The organism is Mycobacteroides sp. PCS013 (assembly GCF_049532645.1).
GTDB classification, from domain to species: domain Bacteria; phylum Actinomycetota; class Actinomycetes; order Mycobacteriales; family Mycobacteriaceae; genus Mycobacterium; species Mycobacterium gwanakae.
Genome location: NZ_CP150131.1, coordinates 3,515,923 through 3,532,713 on the forward strand (window position 1 = coordinate 3,515,923; position 16,791 = coordinate 3,532,713).

Here is a 16,791-nt window from a genome sequence, read left to right on the forward strand (position 1 = left end):
CTAGAACTCACTTCGCTTCGCGAAGGCACCGTTGTAGAGATACTGCAGGGTGTCCGGAGCGTTGACTTGCAGCTCTTCCAGTGGCTTGTACGGGATGTACGCGTTATCGGTCACCAGGAAGGGCGATCGGTACCATGACCCGTTCTGCGCCTTGGTCGGAATATTCGGTAGGCCACGGCAATTCGGGCCACCGGAGCCGTTCACGATGGGCAGGCTGTCCGGATAGGTGTACACCGGCGCACCCAGCGGGAAGCTGTTACTCAGAAACAGGCCGGGCCGTACGCCGCCGATGAGCGGGGTGAAGGTCACCAGCGCCTTGGAGATGGCCTGCAGTGTGCACGGGATTTCCGGTGAATACCTGCCCAGCAGCGTAGTGGGAGCGCGCAGCCGTTGCAGCGCCGCGGTGAGGTCCTTCTCTGCGGGGGTGAGGGTTTCGTATCCGTTGTTACCCAGCCCAATTGCCGCAAGCAGCGTTGCCTTGAGGTCCTGCTGTTGATCCACGACGGTGCGGCTCAGTGTGGGCAGATTGTCGAGGATGCGCACGATGTTCGGCGCGGCATCGCCATAGATCTGCCCCACCTGTCCAGCTTTCTGGAAATCCTGTTGCAGGGTAGGAAGTTTGGGATTCAGCTGATCCAGGTACTGGTCGAGCTCGACGAGCCCCTGCCCGAAGTTGTCCCCGTTGCCGCGCAGCCCCTCGCCGACCGCGGTCAGGGTGGCGTTGAGGTTGACAGGGTCGATCTTGCCGAGCAGCCGGGTCAGGTTCTCGAAAACGGTGTTGACCTCAAGGGCCACCGCCTCGGCGGTCACCGTAGCGCCTGGCCTCAGCGACGAGTCCGACGGCTGTTGCGGGGCAAGGAACTCCACGGATTTCGCGCCGAAGACAGTGGTACCCGCAATGCGGACAGTGGCGTTCGAGGGAATCAGCCGCAGGTCCTTGGCATTGACCGCAAGCTGCAGCTTGGCCTGGTCATTGGCATAGGTGATCGACTTGACCTTGCCGATCTGCAGCCCGTGGAACTTGACCTTGCCGCCCTCCTCCATCACCAGACCCGCACGGGGCGAGACGACGGTGATGGGCTTGGTATCGGCGAAGGCGTCGTTGTACGCCAGGTAGGTCAGCACAGTCAGCGCCACCAGCACGGCGGCGAGCACCGTGCCGGCTAGCCGGACGGACCGGCGCGACGATTCTCCTGACATGTGGCCCTAGCCCGAGAGATTGAAGTTGCCGGACCCGCCATAGACGGCGAGTGAGATGAACAGGGTGACAAGCACAACCACGATGAGGGACGTGCGTACCGCCTGGCCGACGGCGACGCCCACGCCCACTGGTCCGCCGGAGGCATTGAATCCGTAGCTGGTGTGCACCAGCATCACCACGACTGACATGACTATCGCCTGCAGGAATGACCACAACAAATCTGTGGGCACCAAGAAGGTGTTGAAGTAGTGGTCGTACACGCCCGGCGACTGCCCGTTGATCATGACGGTGGTCGCGCGGGATGCGAAGAAGGCCGCCAGCACCGACAACGAATACAGCGGGATGATGGCGATGAGCCCGGCCACCAGGCGGGTGGACACCAGATACGAGACCGCGTGGACCGCCATCGTTTCCAGCGCGTCGATCTCCTCGGCCACACGCATCGCGCCGAGCTGGGCAGTTGTTCCGGCGCCGATGGTGGCCGCCATCGCGATACCCGCCACCACCGGCGCGACGATGCGCACATTGAGGAAGGCGGACAGGAAGCCCGTGAGTGCTTCGATGCCGATATTGCCCAGCGAGGAATAGCCCTGCACCGCGATGACGCCGCCGGAAGCCAGGGTCAGAAACACCGCGACGCCCACGGTTCCGCCGATCATCACCAGGGCCCCGGTGCCCATGGTGATCTCGGCGAGTACCCGGATGGTTTCCTTGCGGTACTTCGTCAACGCCGCGGGGATGTAACTCAGCGACTGAGCGTAGAAGAGTGCCTGCTCGCCGAATTTGTCGAACGAGCGTCCCAGACCACGCATATACCGGACGGTATAGGAGGTCACGGTGTGCGTCGAAAGATACGGTCCGGTCACTAGTGTTTCACCAGGACTCGCACGCCGATTGCCGTCATGACCACGTTGATGACGAACAAACAAATGAAGGCGTAGACGACGGTCTCATTGACCGCATCGCCGACGCCCTTGGGTCCACCTTTGACGGTGAGTCCGCGATAACAGCCGACCAGGCCCGCGAAGATGCCGAATAGGAAGGCCTTGACCTCAGAGATCATCAACTCGCCCAGACCGGTGAGCACCGTGAGGCCGTTGATGAAGGCGCCAGGGTTGACGCCCTGCAGGAACACCGAGAACACGTACCCGCCGACCATGCCGATGGCGCACACCAGACCGTTCAGCAGCAGCGCGACGAAGGTCGAGGCGAGCACCCGCGGCACCACCAGTCGCTGGATCGGGTCGATGCCCAGCACCTGCATCGCGTCGATTTCCTCGCGAATGGTGCGCGCGCCCAGGTCGGCGCAGATCGCCGTGGCACCGGCACCCGCCACCACGAGCACCGTGACAACCGGGCCCAGCTGCGTGACGGTGCCGAAGGCCGTGGCGGCACCCGATAGATCCGCCGCACCGATCTCACGCAGCAGGATGTTGAGCGTAAAGGCCACCAGCACCGTGAAGGGGATGGCAACCAGGAGCGTCGGCAGCAACGAGACCCGCGCGATGAACCAGGTTTGATCCAGGAATTCCTGGCCCTGGAAGGGGCGGCGGAAGATGTTGCGGAACGTGGCCAACGACATGGAGACGAAGCCGCCGACGGCGCGCGCGGGCGCCGCGAGCTGCTGCTTCAACCTTCGCTCCTGTCTCACACATCGTTGCCTCTGCCCGACCACCCGGTTAACGATCGACGTGTACCTACCACGCTGTGAGGCGCATCATATTAACGAGAAAAAATTCTTAGTGTCAATTCATCATTGGGCAGGCAAATCGCACGCAGCGTCCACTTTGCGCTGGGATTTTGATGCGATATTTAGAACCGGTTCTAATCTTGGCCGCGCCCCGTACCGTAACGCTCGTTAACCTTCAGACATCAGCGCGGTCGCCGAGAACGTTCGCTTGGGGTCATGTCCAGCAAAGAAATCGGCCAGCGCCGAATTCAGTGCTGACGGATCCCACGCATCCGACTCCGCAGTGAACTTCGCCTCCACTGTAGGCGCTGCCAACAACGTCACGGTGGGTCCGTACACGATGAAGAGCTGACCGTTCACCTGCTCGGCGGCGGGCGAGGCCAGGTACCGCACCAATGTCACGACATGCTCGGGAGACAGCGGATCGATCGAGTCCTCGGGCGCGTCGCCAAAGACATCGGCAGTCATCGCGGTACGGGCGCGTGGGGCGATGGCGTTGGCCCGCACTCCGTAGCGACCGAGGGCGCGCGCGGCCGACAGCGTCAGCGCCGTGATACCGGCCTTGGCAGCGCCGTAGTTGGCCTGCCCCTCCGGCCCGAGGAGACCGGCCTCAGACGAGGTATTGATAAGGCGGCCGTAGATGGGGGCACCAGCCGCCTTCGACGCACCGCGCCAGTAGGTGGCGGCGTTGCGGGTCAGCAGGAAGTGGCCGCGCAGGTGCACGTGGATGACGGCGTCGAACTCCTCGTCCGACATGTTGAAGAGCATCCGGTCCCGCGTGATGCCGGCGTTGTTGACCACGGCGTGCAGCCCACCGAGCGATTCGGCGGTGGAGATCAGCTCGTCGGCGGTAGAGCGCTCACCGATGTCACCGGCGACGGTCACACCCTTGGAGCCCACCGCGGCGATCTCGTCGAGCACATCGCTGCCCTCCAGGGCGGGCGCGATGTCGTTGACGATGACCGTCGCTCCGGACCGGGCCAGGCCGATGGCCTCGGCGCGGCCGAGCCCCGCCGCAGCTCCGGTGACAATGGCGACGCGGCCACTCAGGTCAGCATCAGCAATCGCGCTCATAGTGTTTTCCCTTCAGTCCCATGCATTCGACGCACCCCGATCACGCCGGCACCGCTTCGCCGAAGGCGAAGCAGGCCGGGCGATTTACGAATGCCTCTAGTCTTTGCGAATCAAAGCGGCGCGCGGACACTCCGCGATCGCCTGTTCGACCAGATCTTCCTGATCGGCCGGTACTTCCTCCTGCAAGATGACGACATAGTCGTCGTCATCGACGTCGAACACCTCTGGAGCGATCCCGAGACACACCAAGTTGCCTTCACAACGGTCAGGAATTACACCGACACGCATTGGAAACCTCTTTCCGGCGCTAAATGACTCGGCGAGCCGACGTCATCGTCTATTTGGGCTGTATCGCCAGACTACGACACGTGACCCACGACACAACCCGGGTAACTCCAGGATCTCTGGGCTCAGTTTGTGCCGTGGCGCCGCGTCTGGACTCCCTAGACTAGAACGTGTTACAACTCTTGTGTCAACGTGGGTCACACCTGAGGGCCACGGCAGCGGAGGTCACACATGCATATCGCCTACACGCCCGAGCAGGAAGAGCTGCGCCGCGAGCTACGCGCGTACTTCGACAAACTGCTGACCCCGGAGCGGCGCGAGGCCTTGGCGTCCAATCAGGGTGAGTACGGCAGCGGCAACGTCTACCGCGAGACCGTGGAACAGATGGGTGCCGACGGCTGGCTCGCTCTGGGCTGGCCCAAGGAATTCGGCGGCCAGGACCGCTCGGTGATGGATCAGCTGATCTTCACCGACGAGGCCGCAATCGCCGGCGCCCCCGTACCGTTCCTGACCATCAACAGCGTCGCGCCGACGATCATGCACTTCGGCACCGACGAGCAGAAGAAGTTCTTCCTGCCGAAGATCGCGGCGGGCAAGCTGCACTTCTCCATCGGATACTCCGAGCCTGGCGCCGGCACCGACCTCGCCTCACTGCGCACCTCGGCTGTTCGCGACGGCGATGACTACATCATCAACGGCCAGAAGATGTGGACCAGCCTCATCGAGTACGCCGACTACATCTGGCTGGCGGTGCGCACCAACACAGAAGTAAAGAAGCATCGCGGTATCTCCATGCTCATCGTGCCCACCACCGCGGAGGGCTTCTCGTACACCAAGGTCCGCACCATGGCCGGGCCCGGCACGAGCGCTACCTACTACCAGGATGTGCGTGTCCCGGTGACGAGCCGCGTCGGTGAGGAGAACGCGGGCTGGAAGCTGGTGACCAACCAGCTCAATCACGAGCGGGTGGCCCTGGTCTCCTCGGCGCCGATCATCACCGCACTGCGCGAGGTACGCGAGTGGGCACAGAACACCAAGGGCCCCGGCGGCCGGATCATCGACGCCGAATGGGTTCAGCTGAACCTGGCGCGCGTGCATGCCAAGGTCGAATACCTCAAGCTGATCAACTGGGAGCTGGCCTCCGCCACCGATGCCGCTCCCTCCCCCGCCGATGCCTCCGCCACGAAGGTCTTCGGCACCGAGTTGGCCACCGAGGCCTACCGACTTCTCATGGAGGTACTCGGGACGGCGGCGACACTGCGTCAGGACTCCCCCGGTGCGCAGCTACGCGGACGCGTCGAGCGGATGCACCGGGCCTGCTTGATCCTCACATTCGGCGGCGGCACCAACGAGGTTCAGCGCGACATCATCGCGATGACTGCACTCGGCCAGCCTGCGGCGACACGCTAGAAGGGACTGCACTGCAATGGATTTCTCCCTGACCGAGGCACAGACCGACCTTGCCGGCCTGACCCGTACCATCGCGTCGGCGATCAGCACTCCGGAGCGCCAGAAGGAGCTCGACAAGCAGGACAGCCGATTCGACTGGCAGCTGTGGACCAAGCTCGTCGAGGCCGACATCCTCTCGACCGCGGCTCCCGAATCGTTGGGTGGCGGCGGATTCGGCGTGCTGGAGCAGTCGTCGATTCTCGTCGAACTGGGCCGCGAACTCGCCGCGGTTCCGTACCTGGAGTCGGTGGTGCTGGCGGCTGGAGCGCTCGCCGCGTTCGGTTCCGAAGCACTGCAGAACGATTGGGCCGCACCGGCCGTCGCCGGTAAGAAGGTGCTGACCATCGCGCTCGACGGCGAACCGGGCGAGGGGCCCGTCGCTGCCCGGGCCGAAGGCGCCGGTCACGTGCTGACCGGCAATCGCGTGCTGGTGCCGTTCGGCGTCGAGGCCGATGCGTACCTGGTACCCGCCGAGACCGAAAACGGTGTCGCGGTCTTTCTCGTGGCTGCCGACGATGCCGGCGTCACTCAAGAAACATTGCACACCACCGGCAAAGACAGCTCCGCTGAGCTGATTCTCTCCGAGGTTCCCGTTCCTGCTGACCGCAAGGTCGGCGGCGTCGAGGTCCTGGAGTGGCTGCGGCTGCGGGAATCTCTGGGGCACAGCGCCTATCAACTCGGCGTTCTGGAGCGGGCGCTGGAGCTGACCGCCGACTACGCGCGCACCCGCGAGCAGTTCGGCAAGCCGATCGGTGGCTTCCAGGCGGTGGCTCAGCGGCTGGCCGACGGCTACATCGACGTCAAGGGTCTGCGCCTCACCCTGTGGCAGGCAGCATGGCGGGTCTCCGAAGATGCCCCCGCAAGCGGGAGGGACCCCCACCCCGCTCTCGTCGACGTCGCCACGGCCAAGTTCTGGGCCTCCGATGCCGGCCACCGCGTCGCACACACCGCAGTCCACGTGCACGGCGGCGTGGGTATCGACGAGGACCATCCGGTGCACCGCTACTTCCTGGCCGCCAAGCGCGGCGAGTTCGCCTCGGGCAGCGCGACGGAGCAACTGCGCCGCATCGGCCGCGAACTCGCCGATACACCTGCCTAGTATCTGGTTGTGAGCACGGCGGAGAGCACAACGGTCACGCAGCTGCTGGCGAACCTGGCCGATGTTGAGGACCGAGGGCTGCATTTCGAGGGTTCGTTCACGTCGTGGCGTGAGCATGTGGCCGAAAGCCGCCGCCTGGCATCGGTATTGCGCGCACGCTTGGACCCGTCGAAGCCGCCGCATGTCGGTGTGATCCTGGAGAACACCCCCGGGTTCGCGCGACTCCTTTCCGCGGCCGCACTAGGTGGCCTGGTGCTGGTGGGTTTGAATTCAACACGGCGCGGATCAGCTTTGCAGCGTGATGTCGAGCTCGCCGACTGCCAATTCATCATCACGGACGAGTCCGAAACCGTTGTCGACCCACAACATCCGCTGATCGAGGTCGCCGATGTGCGACCGGATGAACTGTTCATGCTCATCTTCACCTCGGGCACCAGCGGAGACCCCAAGGCCGTCCAGATCACCCATACCAAGGTGGCCTCGGCGGGGGTCATGCTGTCCTCGCGCTTTGGTCTCGGTCCCGCAGATGTCTGTTATCTCTCGATGCCGATGTTCCATTCCAATGCGGTGCTCGCGGGCTGGTCGGTGGCCGTCGCTGCCGGTGCATCGATTGCGTTGCGCCGCAGGTTCTCCGCCTCGGGCTTCCTCGACGACATCCGCACATACGGGGCAACGTATGCCAACTACGTCGGTAAGCCGATGTCGTATGTGCTGGCGACACCGGAACGGCCCGATGACGCCGAGAACCCGTTGAAGTTCATGTACGGCAACGAGGCGGCTGCCGGCGATACCGACCGATTCGCCAAGCGATTCGGCGCCTTTGTGGTGGATGGGTTCGGGTCGACCGAGGGCGGGGTGGCGCTGGGCTGGGCGCCTGGGACGCCGCCCGGTGCGATAGGCCCCTTGACCCCCGAGGTTCAGATTCTGAATGTTCAGACCGGACAGCCTTGCCCCCCTGCGGTTTTCGACCAGAGCGGCAAGGTGGTCAACGCCGAGGAGGCCACCGGCGAGCTGGTGAATGTGACCGGCCCCGGACGATTCACCGGCTACTACAAGAACACAGAGGCCGATGCCGAGCGCATGGTCGAGGGTAAGTATCGCAGCGGCGACCTCGCCTATGCCGACGAAAACGGGTTCGTATACTTCGCCGGACGCCTGGGCGATTGGCTGCGGGTCGACGGCGAGAACCTGGGTACCGCCCCCATCGAGCGCGTGCTGCTGCGCCATCCGGATATCACCGAGGTTGCCATCTATGGCATTCCGGATCCCACCGTCGGAGATCGTGTCATGGCGGCCCTGATCGTACGCAACGGGTTCGAGGCATCGAAGCTGGGCGAGTTCCTCTCCGCGCAAGAGGATCTCGGACCCAAACAGTGGCCGTCATTCGTCCGCATAAGCACCGATCTCCCGCGTACCGCGACATTCAAGGTGATCAAGCGGCAGCTGTCGGCCGAGGCGTTGGAAACCAGCGACCCGCTGTGGCGGCTCTCCGGGAGCATCTACATTCAGCACTGACGCCCAGTGTGCGGATCCGGTCGAAATCTCGCCGATATTCGACACTATCCGCACACTCGAGAGACTGTCGGTGGTCGGTGCAAGGCTGCCATCATGGGGGACGTACCGTGGCCGTTCATCAGGGATGAGGCGCTCGCGAATCACCTGGTCACTGAGTACGCCCTCCGCGGATTCACCGCGCTGTACCCCGCCATATATGTGCCTGCGGGCGCCGAAGTCACACCGCGCAAGCGAGCCGAAGCGGCATGGCTATGGTCGAGGCGCCATGGCGTGCTCGCCGGTACATCCGCGGCGGCCGTCCATGGCACAAAGTGGCTGCCGCAGAACGATCCCGTCGAACTCATCCACACCAATCGTCGTGCTCCGCGGGGGATCTCGGTATGGAGCGACCGTCTGCTCCGCGACGAGCAGACGGTCATCGACGGACTACCCGTAACCACACCCGCACGCACCGCGTTCGACATCGGACGACGCAACGCGATCGACATGGCGGTGGAACGTCTCGACGCCTTGATGAATGTCACCGGAACATCCGTCGCCGATATCGAAACCGTGGTGGCACATCACCGAGGTGCCAGAGGCCTGACAAGGCTCGCGCATGTCCTCGACCTGGTCGACGGCGGCGCCGAGTCACCTTGGGAGACACGCACCAGACTCATCGTGGTGCGGGCAGGCTTCGCAGCTCCACAGACTCAACTCGTTGTACGTAACCGGTTCGGCGACTTCGTCGCGCGCCTCGACATGGGGTGGAAGGACCATAAAGTGGGTATCGAGTTCGATGGCGCCCAGCATTGGACGGACGCGGGTCAACGCTCCCGCGATATCGATCGCGCCAAGGAACTGGCGGACGAAGGATGGCGCATCGTTCGCGTGAGCTCCGACATGGTGCGCCATCGTGCGGGAACGATCGTCTCCAGGGTCGCTGAAGCATTCACTGCACTGGCCGCGTAAGTCGAGTGTGCGGATCCGGTCGAAATCTCGCCGATATTCGACACTATCCGCACACTCGGCGACTAGGAGGGCGGCGAGTAGAGCCTAGCCGCGGATCTTGTTCAGCTTGTCGACAGTGCTCTCGAAACCGGCCACCAGGTCGGCCACGATCTCGGCGGTAGGCCGAATCTCGTTCATCCGCCCGACGATCTGCCCCGCGGGGAAGCAGACAGTCTCCGGGTCATGCGCACGATTCATCCGCTCGTGTGCCCCGCTGACCAGAATGTTCTGTAGCGGCATCGGCAGCGGCGTGGGCGCACCCTCGGCATCCCAGGCCTGAGTCCACTTGGTCTTCAGCAGTCGCGCGGGCTTTCCGGTGTAGATACGGGTGCGCACGGTGTCGCTGGAGGTCGCCTTCAACAGTGCCTGCTGCACCACGGAATCGCCACCAGCGGTGACGGTTCCAAGGTCATACTCGGCGGCGGTCAGCCAGATAGAGCCGGTCCACACACCCGAGGCACCGAGCGCCAGGGCTGCCGCGGCTTGTCTGCCGCTACCGATACCGCCGGCCGCCAGCACCGGGGCGCTGCCGTCGAGGGCATCCACGATCTCGGGCCAGAGCACCATGGATGCCACATCGCCGGTATGTCCACCGGCCTCATAGCCTTGGGCCACAACGATATCGACACCGTTCTCGACATGCCGTTTGGCGTGTTCGGCCTTACCCGCCAGCGCGGCGACCGGCACGCCGTGCTCGTGCGCCTGGTCGATCACATCCTTGGGCGGGGAGCCGAGCGCATTGGCGATCAGCTTGATCGGATGCTTGAGCGCGACCTCCACATGTGAGCGGGCCACCGAATGCAGCCAGCCCAGCACCCCCGCCGACTCACGTTCGCCCGGCAGTGGGGGCACGCCCAGGTCGGCAAGAGTCTTCTCGACGAAGTCTTTGTGCCCCTGCGGAATCAGTTTGTCGATATCCACCGCGGTGCCCTCGGTGGGCACCTTGGCCGGCATTACGATGTCGACACCGTAGGGCTTGCCGTCGGTGTTCTCATCCATCCAATTCAGAACGGCGTCCAACTCATCGGGATCGTTGAAGCGGACACACCCCAGCACACCCATCCCGCCCGCGCGGGTGATGGCTGCGGCGACCTTCTCCGACGGCGTGAAACCGAATATCGGATAACGGATTCCGAACCGCTCACAAAGGTCGGTATGCATGGCTCAGGCTCCCGTGTTGACGTGCTTGGTGTTCACGAGGTCCACCTTCTCGGTTTCCGAGACCTCTTTGGCCCAGCGGTAGTCGGCCTTGCCCGCAGGATTTCGCTTGACGGTGTCCACAATCCAGACGCTGCGCGGCACCTTGTATCCGGCAATCTCCTTGCGCGCATGGGTGTCCAGGTCTTCGAAAGTGAGCTCCACGCCGGGACGCACCGCGACGACAGCACCCACATGCTGACCCCACTTCTCGTCGGGCACACCGACGACAACCGCGTCGAACACGGCGGGGTGGCCCTTCAGGACGCTCTCGACTTCCTCAGGGAACACCTTCTCGCCGCCGGTATTGATCGACACCGATCCGCGGCCCAGCATGGTGACGGTGCCGTCCGCTTCGACGGTCGCCCAGTCACCAGGGATCGCGTACCGCACACCGTTGAACGTCTTGAACGTCTCGGCAGTCTTCTTCTCGTCCTTGAAGTATCCGACCGGGATGTGCCCACTCTTGGCGATGAGACCCCGCACCCCGGAACCGGGCTGGATCGGAGTGCCTTCCTCGTCGAGAACCGTTGTGGTGGAACTGATCTTCACGGTTGGGCCACCCGGATGCATCTGCCCCTTGGTAACGGTGGACAACCCGCCGGTACCGGTCTCGGAGGCGCCGATCGCATCGGTGATCACCCGGTTGGGCAGCAGTTCCAGGTACCGCTCCTTGACCGTCTGCGAGAACAGTGCGGCACTGCTGGCCAACACCCACAGCGAGGACAGATCGCGGGCGCGGCCCACCTCGGTATCCAACGCGTCGATCAGCGGTCGCCCGATCGCGTCGCCGGCGAAGAACAGCATGTTGATCTTGTGCTTCTCGATGAGTTCCCACACCTCTTCGGGGTTGAACTCGGGCGCGAGCACCGTGGTGCGCCCCTGGAACAGGGCCATGAAGGTCGCGGCCTGGGTGGCGCCGTGGATCATCGGTGGGATCGGGAAACCGATGAATGGAGCGGCCTCGGCTCCCTGCTTGGCCAGGTCCCACTCACCCTCGATGTACTCGCCGGTGACGTAGTTGATCCCGCCGAACAGCGAGCGGTAGATGTCCTCGTGCCGCCACATCACACCCTTTGGGAAGCCGGTGGTGCCGCCGGTGTAGATCAGGAAGATGTCGTCGGGGCTGCGCTCGGCGAAATCACGTTCCGGGGATCCCTGCGCCAGCGCATCTGCGAACGCGACGCCGCCGTACGGCGAGTAGTCGAGGTCGGTTCCGTCCTCGACAACAATCGCGGTCTTGACGTTCGGGGTGCTCGGCAGGACGTTCGCAACCTTGTCCGCATACCGGCGCTCATGCACCAGGGCCGCCATATCGGAGTTCTCGAACAGGTAGTGCAGCTCGGCCTCGACGTACCGGTAATTCACGTTGACCGAGATCGCGCGGATCTTGACGATGGCCGTCAGCGCCACGACGATCTCGATGCCGTTGCGGCAGTACAGGCCGACCTTGTCGCCGGGGCCAACGCCCTGGCTCTGCAGATAGTGCCCCAGCCGGTTGGACTGCTCCTCAAGCTCTGCGTACGTCAGCTTTCGGTCACCGGAAATGATGGCAACACGATCGGGCATAGTGTCGATTGCATGCTCAATGAGGTCGGCAATGTTAAGGGCCATGTCCATAAATTAGAACGTGTTACATTTTTAGACAAGCCCCGGCCCAATGAAGGAGCCTCATGACGGACACAGTGACCGAACAGGACGCCCCGCACGCCCTGGTGGAACTCCGCGATCACGTCCTCATCGTGACGATGAATCGTCCGCACGCACGCAACGCCCTGTCCGGGGAAATGCTGGAAATCATGACGCAGGCCTGGGACCGCGTCGACAACGATCCCGACGTTCGCGTCTGCATCCTGACCGGCGCAGGCGGGTACTTCTGCGCCGGAGCGGACCTCAAGGCCATGAACAAGCGCGCCCCGGGCGACCAGTTCTCCGACGGCAGCTACGACCCGTCCGTCATCCCCGGTCTGCTCAAGGGCCGGCGCCTGACCAAGCCGCTGGTCGCAGCCGTCGAGGGCCCCGCGATCGCCGGCGGCACCGAAATCCTGCAGGCCACCGATATCCGCGTCGCGGGTGAGAGCGCCAAATTCGGTGTCTCCGAGGTGAAGTGGAGCCTGTACCCGATGGGCGGGTCGGCCGTGCGCCTCCCCCGCCAGATCCCGTACACGGTCGCCTGCGACATCCTGCTCACCGGCCGGCACCTCAAGGCCCCGGAGGCCAAGGAAATCGGGCTCATCGGCCACGTCGTACCCGACGGCCAGGCACTGGACAAGGCCCTGGAGCTCGCGAACATGATCGCCGCGAACGGACCCCTGGCGGTGCAGGCGGTCCTCAAGACCATCCGCGATTCTGAGGGCCTGCACGAGAACGAGGCCTTCAAGGCTGACACCAAGGTCGGCATCGGGGTCTTCACCAGTAACGACGCCAAGGAAGGCCCCCGCGCCTTCGCCGAGAAGCGCGCCCCCAACTTCACCGGTACCTAGACCGGCCCACATAGTGTGGGCGGCGTGACGCCCATGTTCCCGCTGCAGTCGGTACTGCTGCCGGGTGAGCCCCTGCCGCTGCGCATCTTCGAGCCGCGCTACGTCGCCCTGGTCCGGGACGTGATGGCCGCCGACCGTACCTTCGGCACCGTTCTGATCGCCCGCGGCAGAGAGGTGGGTGGCGGAGACGTCCGCCACGACGTCGGCACCGCGGTCCGCGTCCTGGACTGCGAGTCCCTCGGCGCGGAGCGCTTCGCGTTGCGTTGTGAGGGCGCACATCGAATCCGCATCAACCGGTGGCTCGACGACGATCCGTATCCGCGTGCCGAGACCGAACCGTGGCCCGATGAACTCGATGAGCGGGTGCTGCCGTTGAGCGCTCTCAACGAGGTGCAGGCACGTATCGAGAACCTGCTGCGCCGGGTCGCGACCGCACAACAGGTGCGCCTGCCCCGCCGGTGGTCCATCGCCACCGGGCTACCCAGCGGCGCCGAGAAGCGGCTGTACGCGTTGGCATCTCGAGTACCGATGGGTCAGGCCGATCGGCACGCCGTGCTGGCAGCACCGACGTTGGAGACGCGGTTTCACGCACTGAATGAGGCCGTCGACACCGTCACCGCGATGCTCGACTTCCGCGAGGTTTAGGTCAGCGCCGCCAGCTGTTTGACGTGCGCGACACTGCGGCAACCGACCACCAGCATGGTGACCCCCGCGGCCTCCCAGGTCTTGATCTGCTCACGTACCTCTGCCTCGGTTCCGACGATGGTGGTGTCGAGCACCAACTCATCCGGAATCACTTCGGCCGCCTTGTCTTTGCGGTTGGTGCGGAACAGCTCGGTGACCTCATCAACCACCTCGCCGTAGCCCATGCGCCGATACACCTCGGCGTGGAAGTTGAGTTCGACTGCGCCCATGCCCCCGATATACAAGGCGGAGAACGGCTTCAGCTGGTCGAGCACCGAGCGGCGGTCGTCGGTGACGATCACCTGCGCGGTGGCGGCGATCTCGAAGTCCTTGCGGCTGCGCCGGGCGCCGGGACGCGAGAAGCCCTCGTCGAGCCATTCGTTGTACATGTCGGCGAGCCGCGGCGCATAGAACATGGGCAGCCAGCCGTCGGCGATCTCAGCGGTGAGCGCCACATTCTTAGGGCCCTCGGCCCCGAGGAAGATGGGGATATCGGCACGCAGCGGGTGCACGATCGGCTTGAGCGGCTTGCCCAGCCCGGTGGCCTTGTCCCCGGTCAACGGCAGCGGATAGTGCGGGCCGTCGCTGCGTACGGGCGCCTCGCGAGCCAATACCTGCCTGATGATGTCGATGTACTCGCGAGTGCGGGCCAGAGGCTTGGGGAATGGTTGTCCGTACCAGCCCTCCACCACCTGCGGCCCGGACACGCCCAGCCCCAGGATATGGCGGCCACCGGAGAGATGATCCAGCGTCAGGGCTGCCATGGCACAGGCCGTGGGTGTTCGCGCCGAGAGCTGAATCACCGAGGTACCCAACCTGATTCGGCTGGTGTCCGACCCCCACCAGGCCAACGGGGTGTACGCGTCGGAACCCCAGGCCTCGGCCGTGAAGACGGCGTCGAATCCGCCCTCCTCGGCGGCGGCCACCAGTTCCGGCGCGTTCTCCGGCGGGGAGGCCGACCAGTACCCCAGCTGCAATCCGAATTTCATGGCCCGACTGTAACCGGCGGGATATGCCGCGACCACCACCCTTGCGAAAAAAACTAGAACTTGTTCTACTCGGAGGTGTGACAGTCAGCCAAAGCAGCACAACCGGGCAATTGCCCCTCCTGACGGCACCCCTCGAACTGTCTTTTGATTACACCCGTTCGGTGGGACCGACCCTCTCCCAGTTCTTCACCGCCCTGCGCGATCGGCAGATCGTCGGCACCCGCGGCAGCGACGGCCGGGTTCACGTACCGGCGGCCGAGTACGACCCGGTGACCTACGCACCCCTGACCGAGGTGGTGCCCGTATCGAGTGTCGGCACGGTCCAGTCGTGGTCCTGGCAGCCCGAGCCGCTCGAGGGCCAACCGCTGGCCAAACCGTTCGCCTGGGCACTCATCAAGCTCGACGGTGCCGACACCGCGCTGCTGCACGCCGTCGACGCAGGGGATGCGGGCTCTGCCGGTATCGAGACCGGTGCCCGCGTCCACGCGGTATGGGCCGATGAGACCGTCGGCGCGATCACCGACATCGCCTACTTCGCACTCGGAGACCGTCCGGCCGACGTGCCCGCGCCCGCACCGGATCAGGAGCCGGTGACCATGCAGGTCACCCCCATCCGGCTGGAAGTTCAGCACATCACCTCACCGGAGGAGAGCGCCTACCTGCGCGCGCTGGCCGAGGGCAAGCTGCTCGGCGGCCGCACCGGCGCCGGTGGACGCGTGTACTTCCCGGCGCGTGGGGCCGATCCGCTGACCGGTGAGCCCACCTCGGACCTGGTGGAAGTGGCCGACAAGGGCGTCGTCACCACCTTCGCGATCATCAACATCCCCTTCCCCGGGCAGCGCATCAAGCCGCCGTATGTGGCCGCATATGTGTTGCTCGACGGTGCCGATATTCCGTTCCTGCACCTCGTCTACGACATCGATCCGGCGGATGTCCGCATGGGTATGCGAGTCGAGGCCGTGTGGAAGCCCAAGGAGGAGTGGGGATACGGGATCGACAACATCCAGTACTTCCGCCCCACCGGTGAACCCGACGCCGACTACGAGACCTACAAGGACCGGATCTGATGAGTTCCGCTGCCCCCGCAGTAGCAGTTGTGGGCTTCGCCCACTCCCCTCACGTACGCAGCACCGAGGGCACCACCAACGGTGTCGAGATGCTGGTGCCCTGTTTCCGGGAGATCTACGCCGACCTCGGAATCACCAAGTCCGATATCGGCTTCTGGTGCTCGGGATCATCCGATTACCTGGCCGGTCGTGCCTTCTCGTTCATCTCGGCGATCGACTCGATCGGTGCGGTGCCGCCCATCAACGAGTCTCATGTGGAGATGGACGCGGCGTGGGCGCTGTACGAGGCCTACATAAAGATCCTCACCGGGCAGGTGGAGACCGCACTCGTCTACGGATTCGGGAAGTCCTCCGCCGGCACCCTACGCAGAGCCCTTGCCCTGCAGACCGATCCATATACCGTCGCCCCGCTATGGCCCGATTCGGTGTCGTTGGCGGCGCTGCAGGCGCGGGTCGGCCTGGATTCGGGGAAGTGGACCAAGGAGCAGATGGCACAGGTTGCCCTCGACGCCCTCGGCCGCGCCCAGCGCGTGGATTCCGAGGCCCCGGCCTCGAGCGTCGACGAGCTGCTGGCGCGCGAGTACTTCGCCGATCCCCTGCACAAGCACGACATCGCCCCGATATCCGATGGCGCCTCGATCATGGTGCTGGCCTCTGGTGACCGCGCCCGCGAGCTACGCGAAAACCCGGCGTGGATTACCGGATTCGAACATCGGATCGAGACGCCGATACTCGGTGCCCGAGATCTGACCACTTCGCCGTCCACGGCTGCCTCCGCGGCCGCCGCGACCGGCGGCGACCCCGGCTCCATCGAGGTGGCCGAGTTGTACGCACCGTTCAGCCATCAGCAACTGATCCTCGCCGAAGCCATTGGCCTCAAGGACTCCACGACCGTCAACCCTTCGGGCGGCACCCTGGTGGCCAACCCAATGTTCTCGGCCGGGCTGGAGCGGATCGGCTTTGCCGCACAACATATCTGGAATGGTTCGGCAGGAAGGGTGCTGGCCCACGCGACCAGCGGGCCCGTACTTCAGCAGAACCTCGTCGCGGTGCTGGAGGGTAAGTAAT

Annotated in this window: 16 protein-coding genes; 8 read left to right on the forward strand and 8 right to left on the reverse strand. The window is 64.6% G+C overall.

Annotation, left to right across the window (positions count from 1 at the left end):
* From RHO23_RS17580 to RHO23_RS17600, 5 genes are all read right to left on the reverse strand, one after another.
* Nucleotides 1-1,200 (reverse strand): MCE family protein, encoded by a 1,200-nt coding sequence (locus tag RHO23_RS17580; protein WP_264920336.1) that lies wholly within the window; start codon nucleotides 1,198-1,200, stop codon nucleotides 1-3.
* A gap of 6 nt (nucleotides 1,201-1,206) precedes the next feature.
* Nucleotides 1,207-2,013: an MlaE family ABC transporter permease gene (locus RHO23_RS17585; RefSeq protein WP_043076719.1), complete on the reverse strand. Its 807-nt coding sequence runs from the start codon at nucleotides 2,011-2,013 to the stop codon at nucleotides 1,207-1,209.
* A gap of 53 nt (nucleotides 2,014-2,066) precedes the next feature.
* The gene (locus RHO23_RS17590) at nucleotides 2,067-2,834 is read right to left on the reverse strand and encodes an MlaE family ABC transporter permease (RefSeq protein WP_005071300.1); all 768 of its coding nucleotides are present in this window, start codon (nucleotides 2,832-2,834) and stop codon (nucleotides 2,067-2,069) included.
* 225 nt (nucleotides 2,835-3,059) lie between these two features.
* Complete coding sequence (locus RHO23_RS17595; protein WP_030096330.1) at nucleotides 3,060-3,965, reverse strand: 3-oxoacyl-ACP reductase; 906 nt, start codon at nucleotides 3,963-3,965, stop codon at nucleotides 3,060-3,062.
* A 96-nt stretch (nucleotides 3,966-4,061) separates the two neighbouring features.
* Nucleotides 4,062-4,253, reverse strand: a complete 192-nt coding sequence (locus tag RHO23_RS17600) for a ferredoxin (RefSeq protein ID WP_030096329.1) — start codon at nucleotides 4,251-4,253, stop codon at nucleotides 4,062-4,064.
* Nucleotides 4,254-4,481: 228 nt separating this feature from the next.
* Here RHO23_RS17600 and RHO23_RS17605 point away from each other — a divergent pair, with 228 nt between their 5' ends.
* The 4 genes from RHO23_RS17605 to RHO23_RS17620 all read left to right on the forward strand — a co-directional run bounded on the left by RHO23_RS17605 (nucleotide 4,482) and on the right by RHO23_RS17620 (nucleotide 9,264).
* Nucleotides 4,482-5,660, forward strand: a complete 1,179-nt coding sequence (locus RHO23_RS17605) for an acyl-CoA dehydrogenase family protein (RefSeq protein WP_057968116.1) — start codon at nucleotides 4,482-4,484, stop codon at nucleotides 5,658-5,660.
* Nucleotides 5,661-5,676: 16 nt separating this feature from the next.
* Nucleotides 5,677-6,798 carry an acyl-CoA dehydrogenase family protein gene (locus RHO23_RS17610; RefSeq protein ID WP_070921005.1) on the forward strand — a complete coding sequence of 374 codons (1,122 nt, stop codon included), beginning with the start codon at nucleotides 5,677-5,679 and terminating at the stop codon, nucleotides 6,796-6,798.
* Nucleotides 6,799-6,807: 9 nt separating this feature from the next.
* Nucleotides 6,808-8,313, forward strand: a complete 1,506-nt coding sequence (locus RHO23_RS17615) for a long-chain-fatty-acid--CoA ligase (protein WP_423488100.1) — start codon at nucleotides 6,808-6,810, stop codon at nucleotides 8,311-8,313.
* A 93-nt stretch (nucleotides 8,314-8,406) separates the two neighbouring features.
* Nucleotides 8,407-9,264: a DUF559 domain-containing protein gene (locus RHO23_RS17620; protein WP_423488101.1), complete on the forward strand. Its 858-nt coding sequence runs from the start codon at nucleotides 8,407-8,409 to the stop codon at nucleotides 9,262-9,264.
* A gap of 84 nt (nucleotides 9,265-9,348) precedes the next feature.
* Here the strand turns inward: RHO23_RS17620 and RHO23_RS17625 are convergent, their stop codons facing one another.
* Nucleotides 9,349-10,464 (reverse strand): NAD(P)H-dependent flavin oxidoreductase, encoded by a 1,116-nt coding sequence (locus RHO23_RS17625; protein ID WP_064409682.1) that lies wholly within the window; start codon nucleotides 10,462-10,464, stop codon nucleotides 9,349-9,351.
* Nucleotides 10,465-10,467: 3 nt separating this feature from the next.
* Nucleotides 10,468-12,120: an acyl-CoA synthetase gene (locus RHO23_RS17630; RefSeq protein ID WP_070915681.1), complete on the reverse strand. Its 1,653-nt coding sequence runs from the start codon at nucleotides 12,118-12,120 to the stop codon at nucleotides 10,468-10,470.
* 53 nt (nucleotides 12,121-12,173) lie between these two features.
* On the opposite strand from RHO23_RS17630, the gene RHO23_RS17635 reads away from it, so the two are divergent.
* Both RHO23_RS17635 and RHO23_RS17640 read left to right on the forward strand, forming a co-directional pair.
* Entirely contained in the window at nucleotides 12,174-12,983 is an 810-nt protein-coding gene (locus tag RHO23_RS17635; RefSeq protein WP_423488102.1) for a crotonase/enoyl-CoA hydratase family protein, read from the forward strand.
* Between the two features lie 15 nt (nucleotides 12,984-12,998).
* On the forward strand, nucleotides 12,999-13,628 hold the full coding sequence (locus tag RHO23_RS17640; RefSeq protein ID WP_078353962.1) for an LON peptidase substrate-binding domain-containing protein: 630 nt from the start codon (nucleotides 12,999-13,001) through the stop codon (nucleotides 13,626-13,628).
* Here RHO23_RS17640 and RHO23_RS17645 read toward each other — a convergent pair.
* Entirely contained in the window at nucleotides 13,625-14,656 is a 1,032-nt protein-coding gene (locus tag RHO23_RS17645; RefSeq protein WP_046256042.1) for an LLM class F420-dependent oxidoreductase, read from the reverse strand. The genes RHO23_RS17640 and RHO23_RS17645 overlap by 4 nt on opposite strands.
* 77 nt (nucleotides 14,657-14,733) lie before the next feature.
* Here RHO23_RS17645 and RHO23_RS17650 point away from each other — a divergent pair, with 77 nt between their 5' ends.
* Together RHO23_RS17650 and RHO23_RS17655 are read left to right on the forward strand one after the other, a co-directional pair.
* Nucleotides 14,734-15,723 (forward strand): Zn-ribbon domain-containing OB-fold protein, encoded by a 990-nt coding sequence (locus RHO23_RS17650; RefSeq protein ID WP_423488103.1) that lies wholly within the window; start codon nucleotides 14,734-14,736, stop codon nucleotides 15,721-15,723.
* A complete protein-coding gene (locus RHO23_RS17655) occupies nucleotides 15,723-16,790 on the forward strand; it encodes a thiolase domain-containing protein (protein WP_057968121.1) in 1,068 nt (355 codons plus the stop codon). The genes RHO23_RS17650 and RHO23_RS17655 overlap by 1 nt, the downstream gene beginning before the upstream one ends.
* Nucleotide 16,791 lies beyond the last annotated feature (1 nt).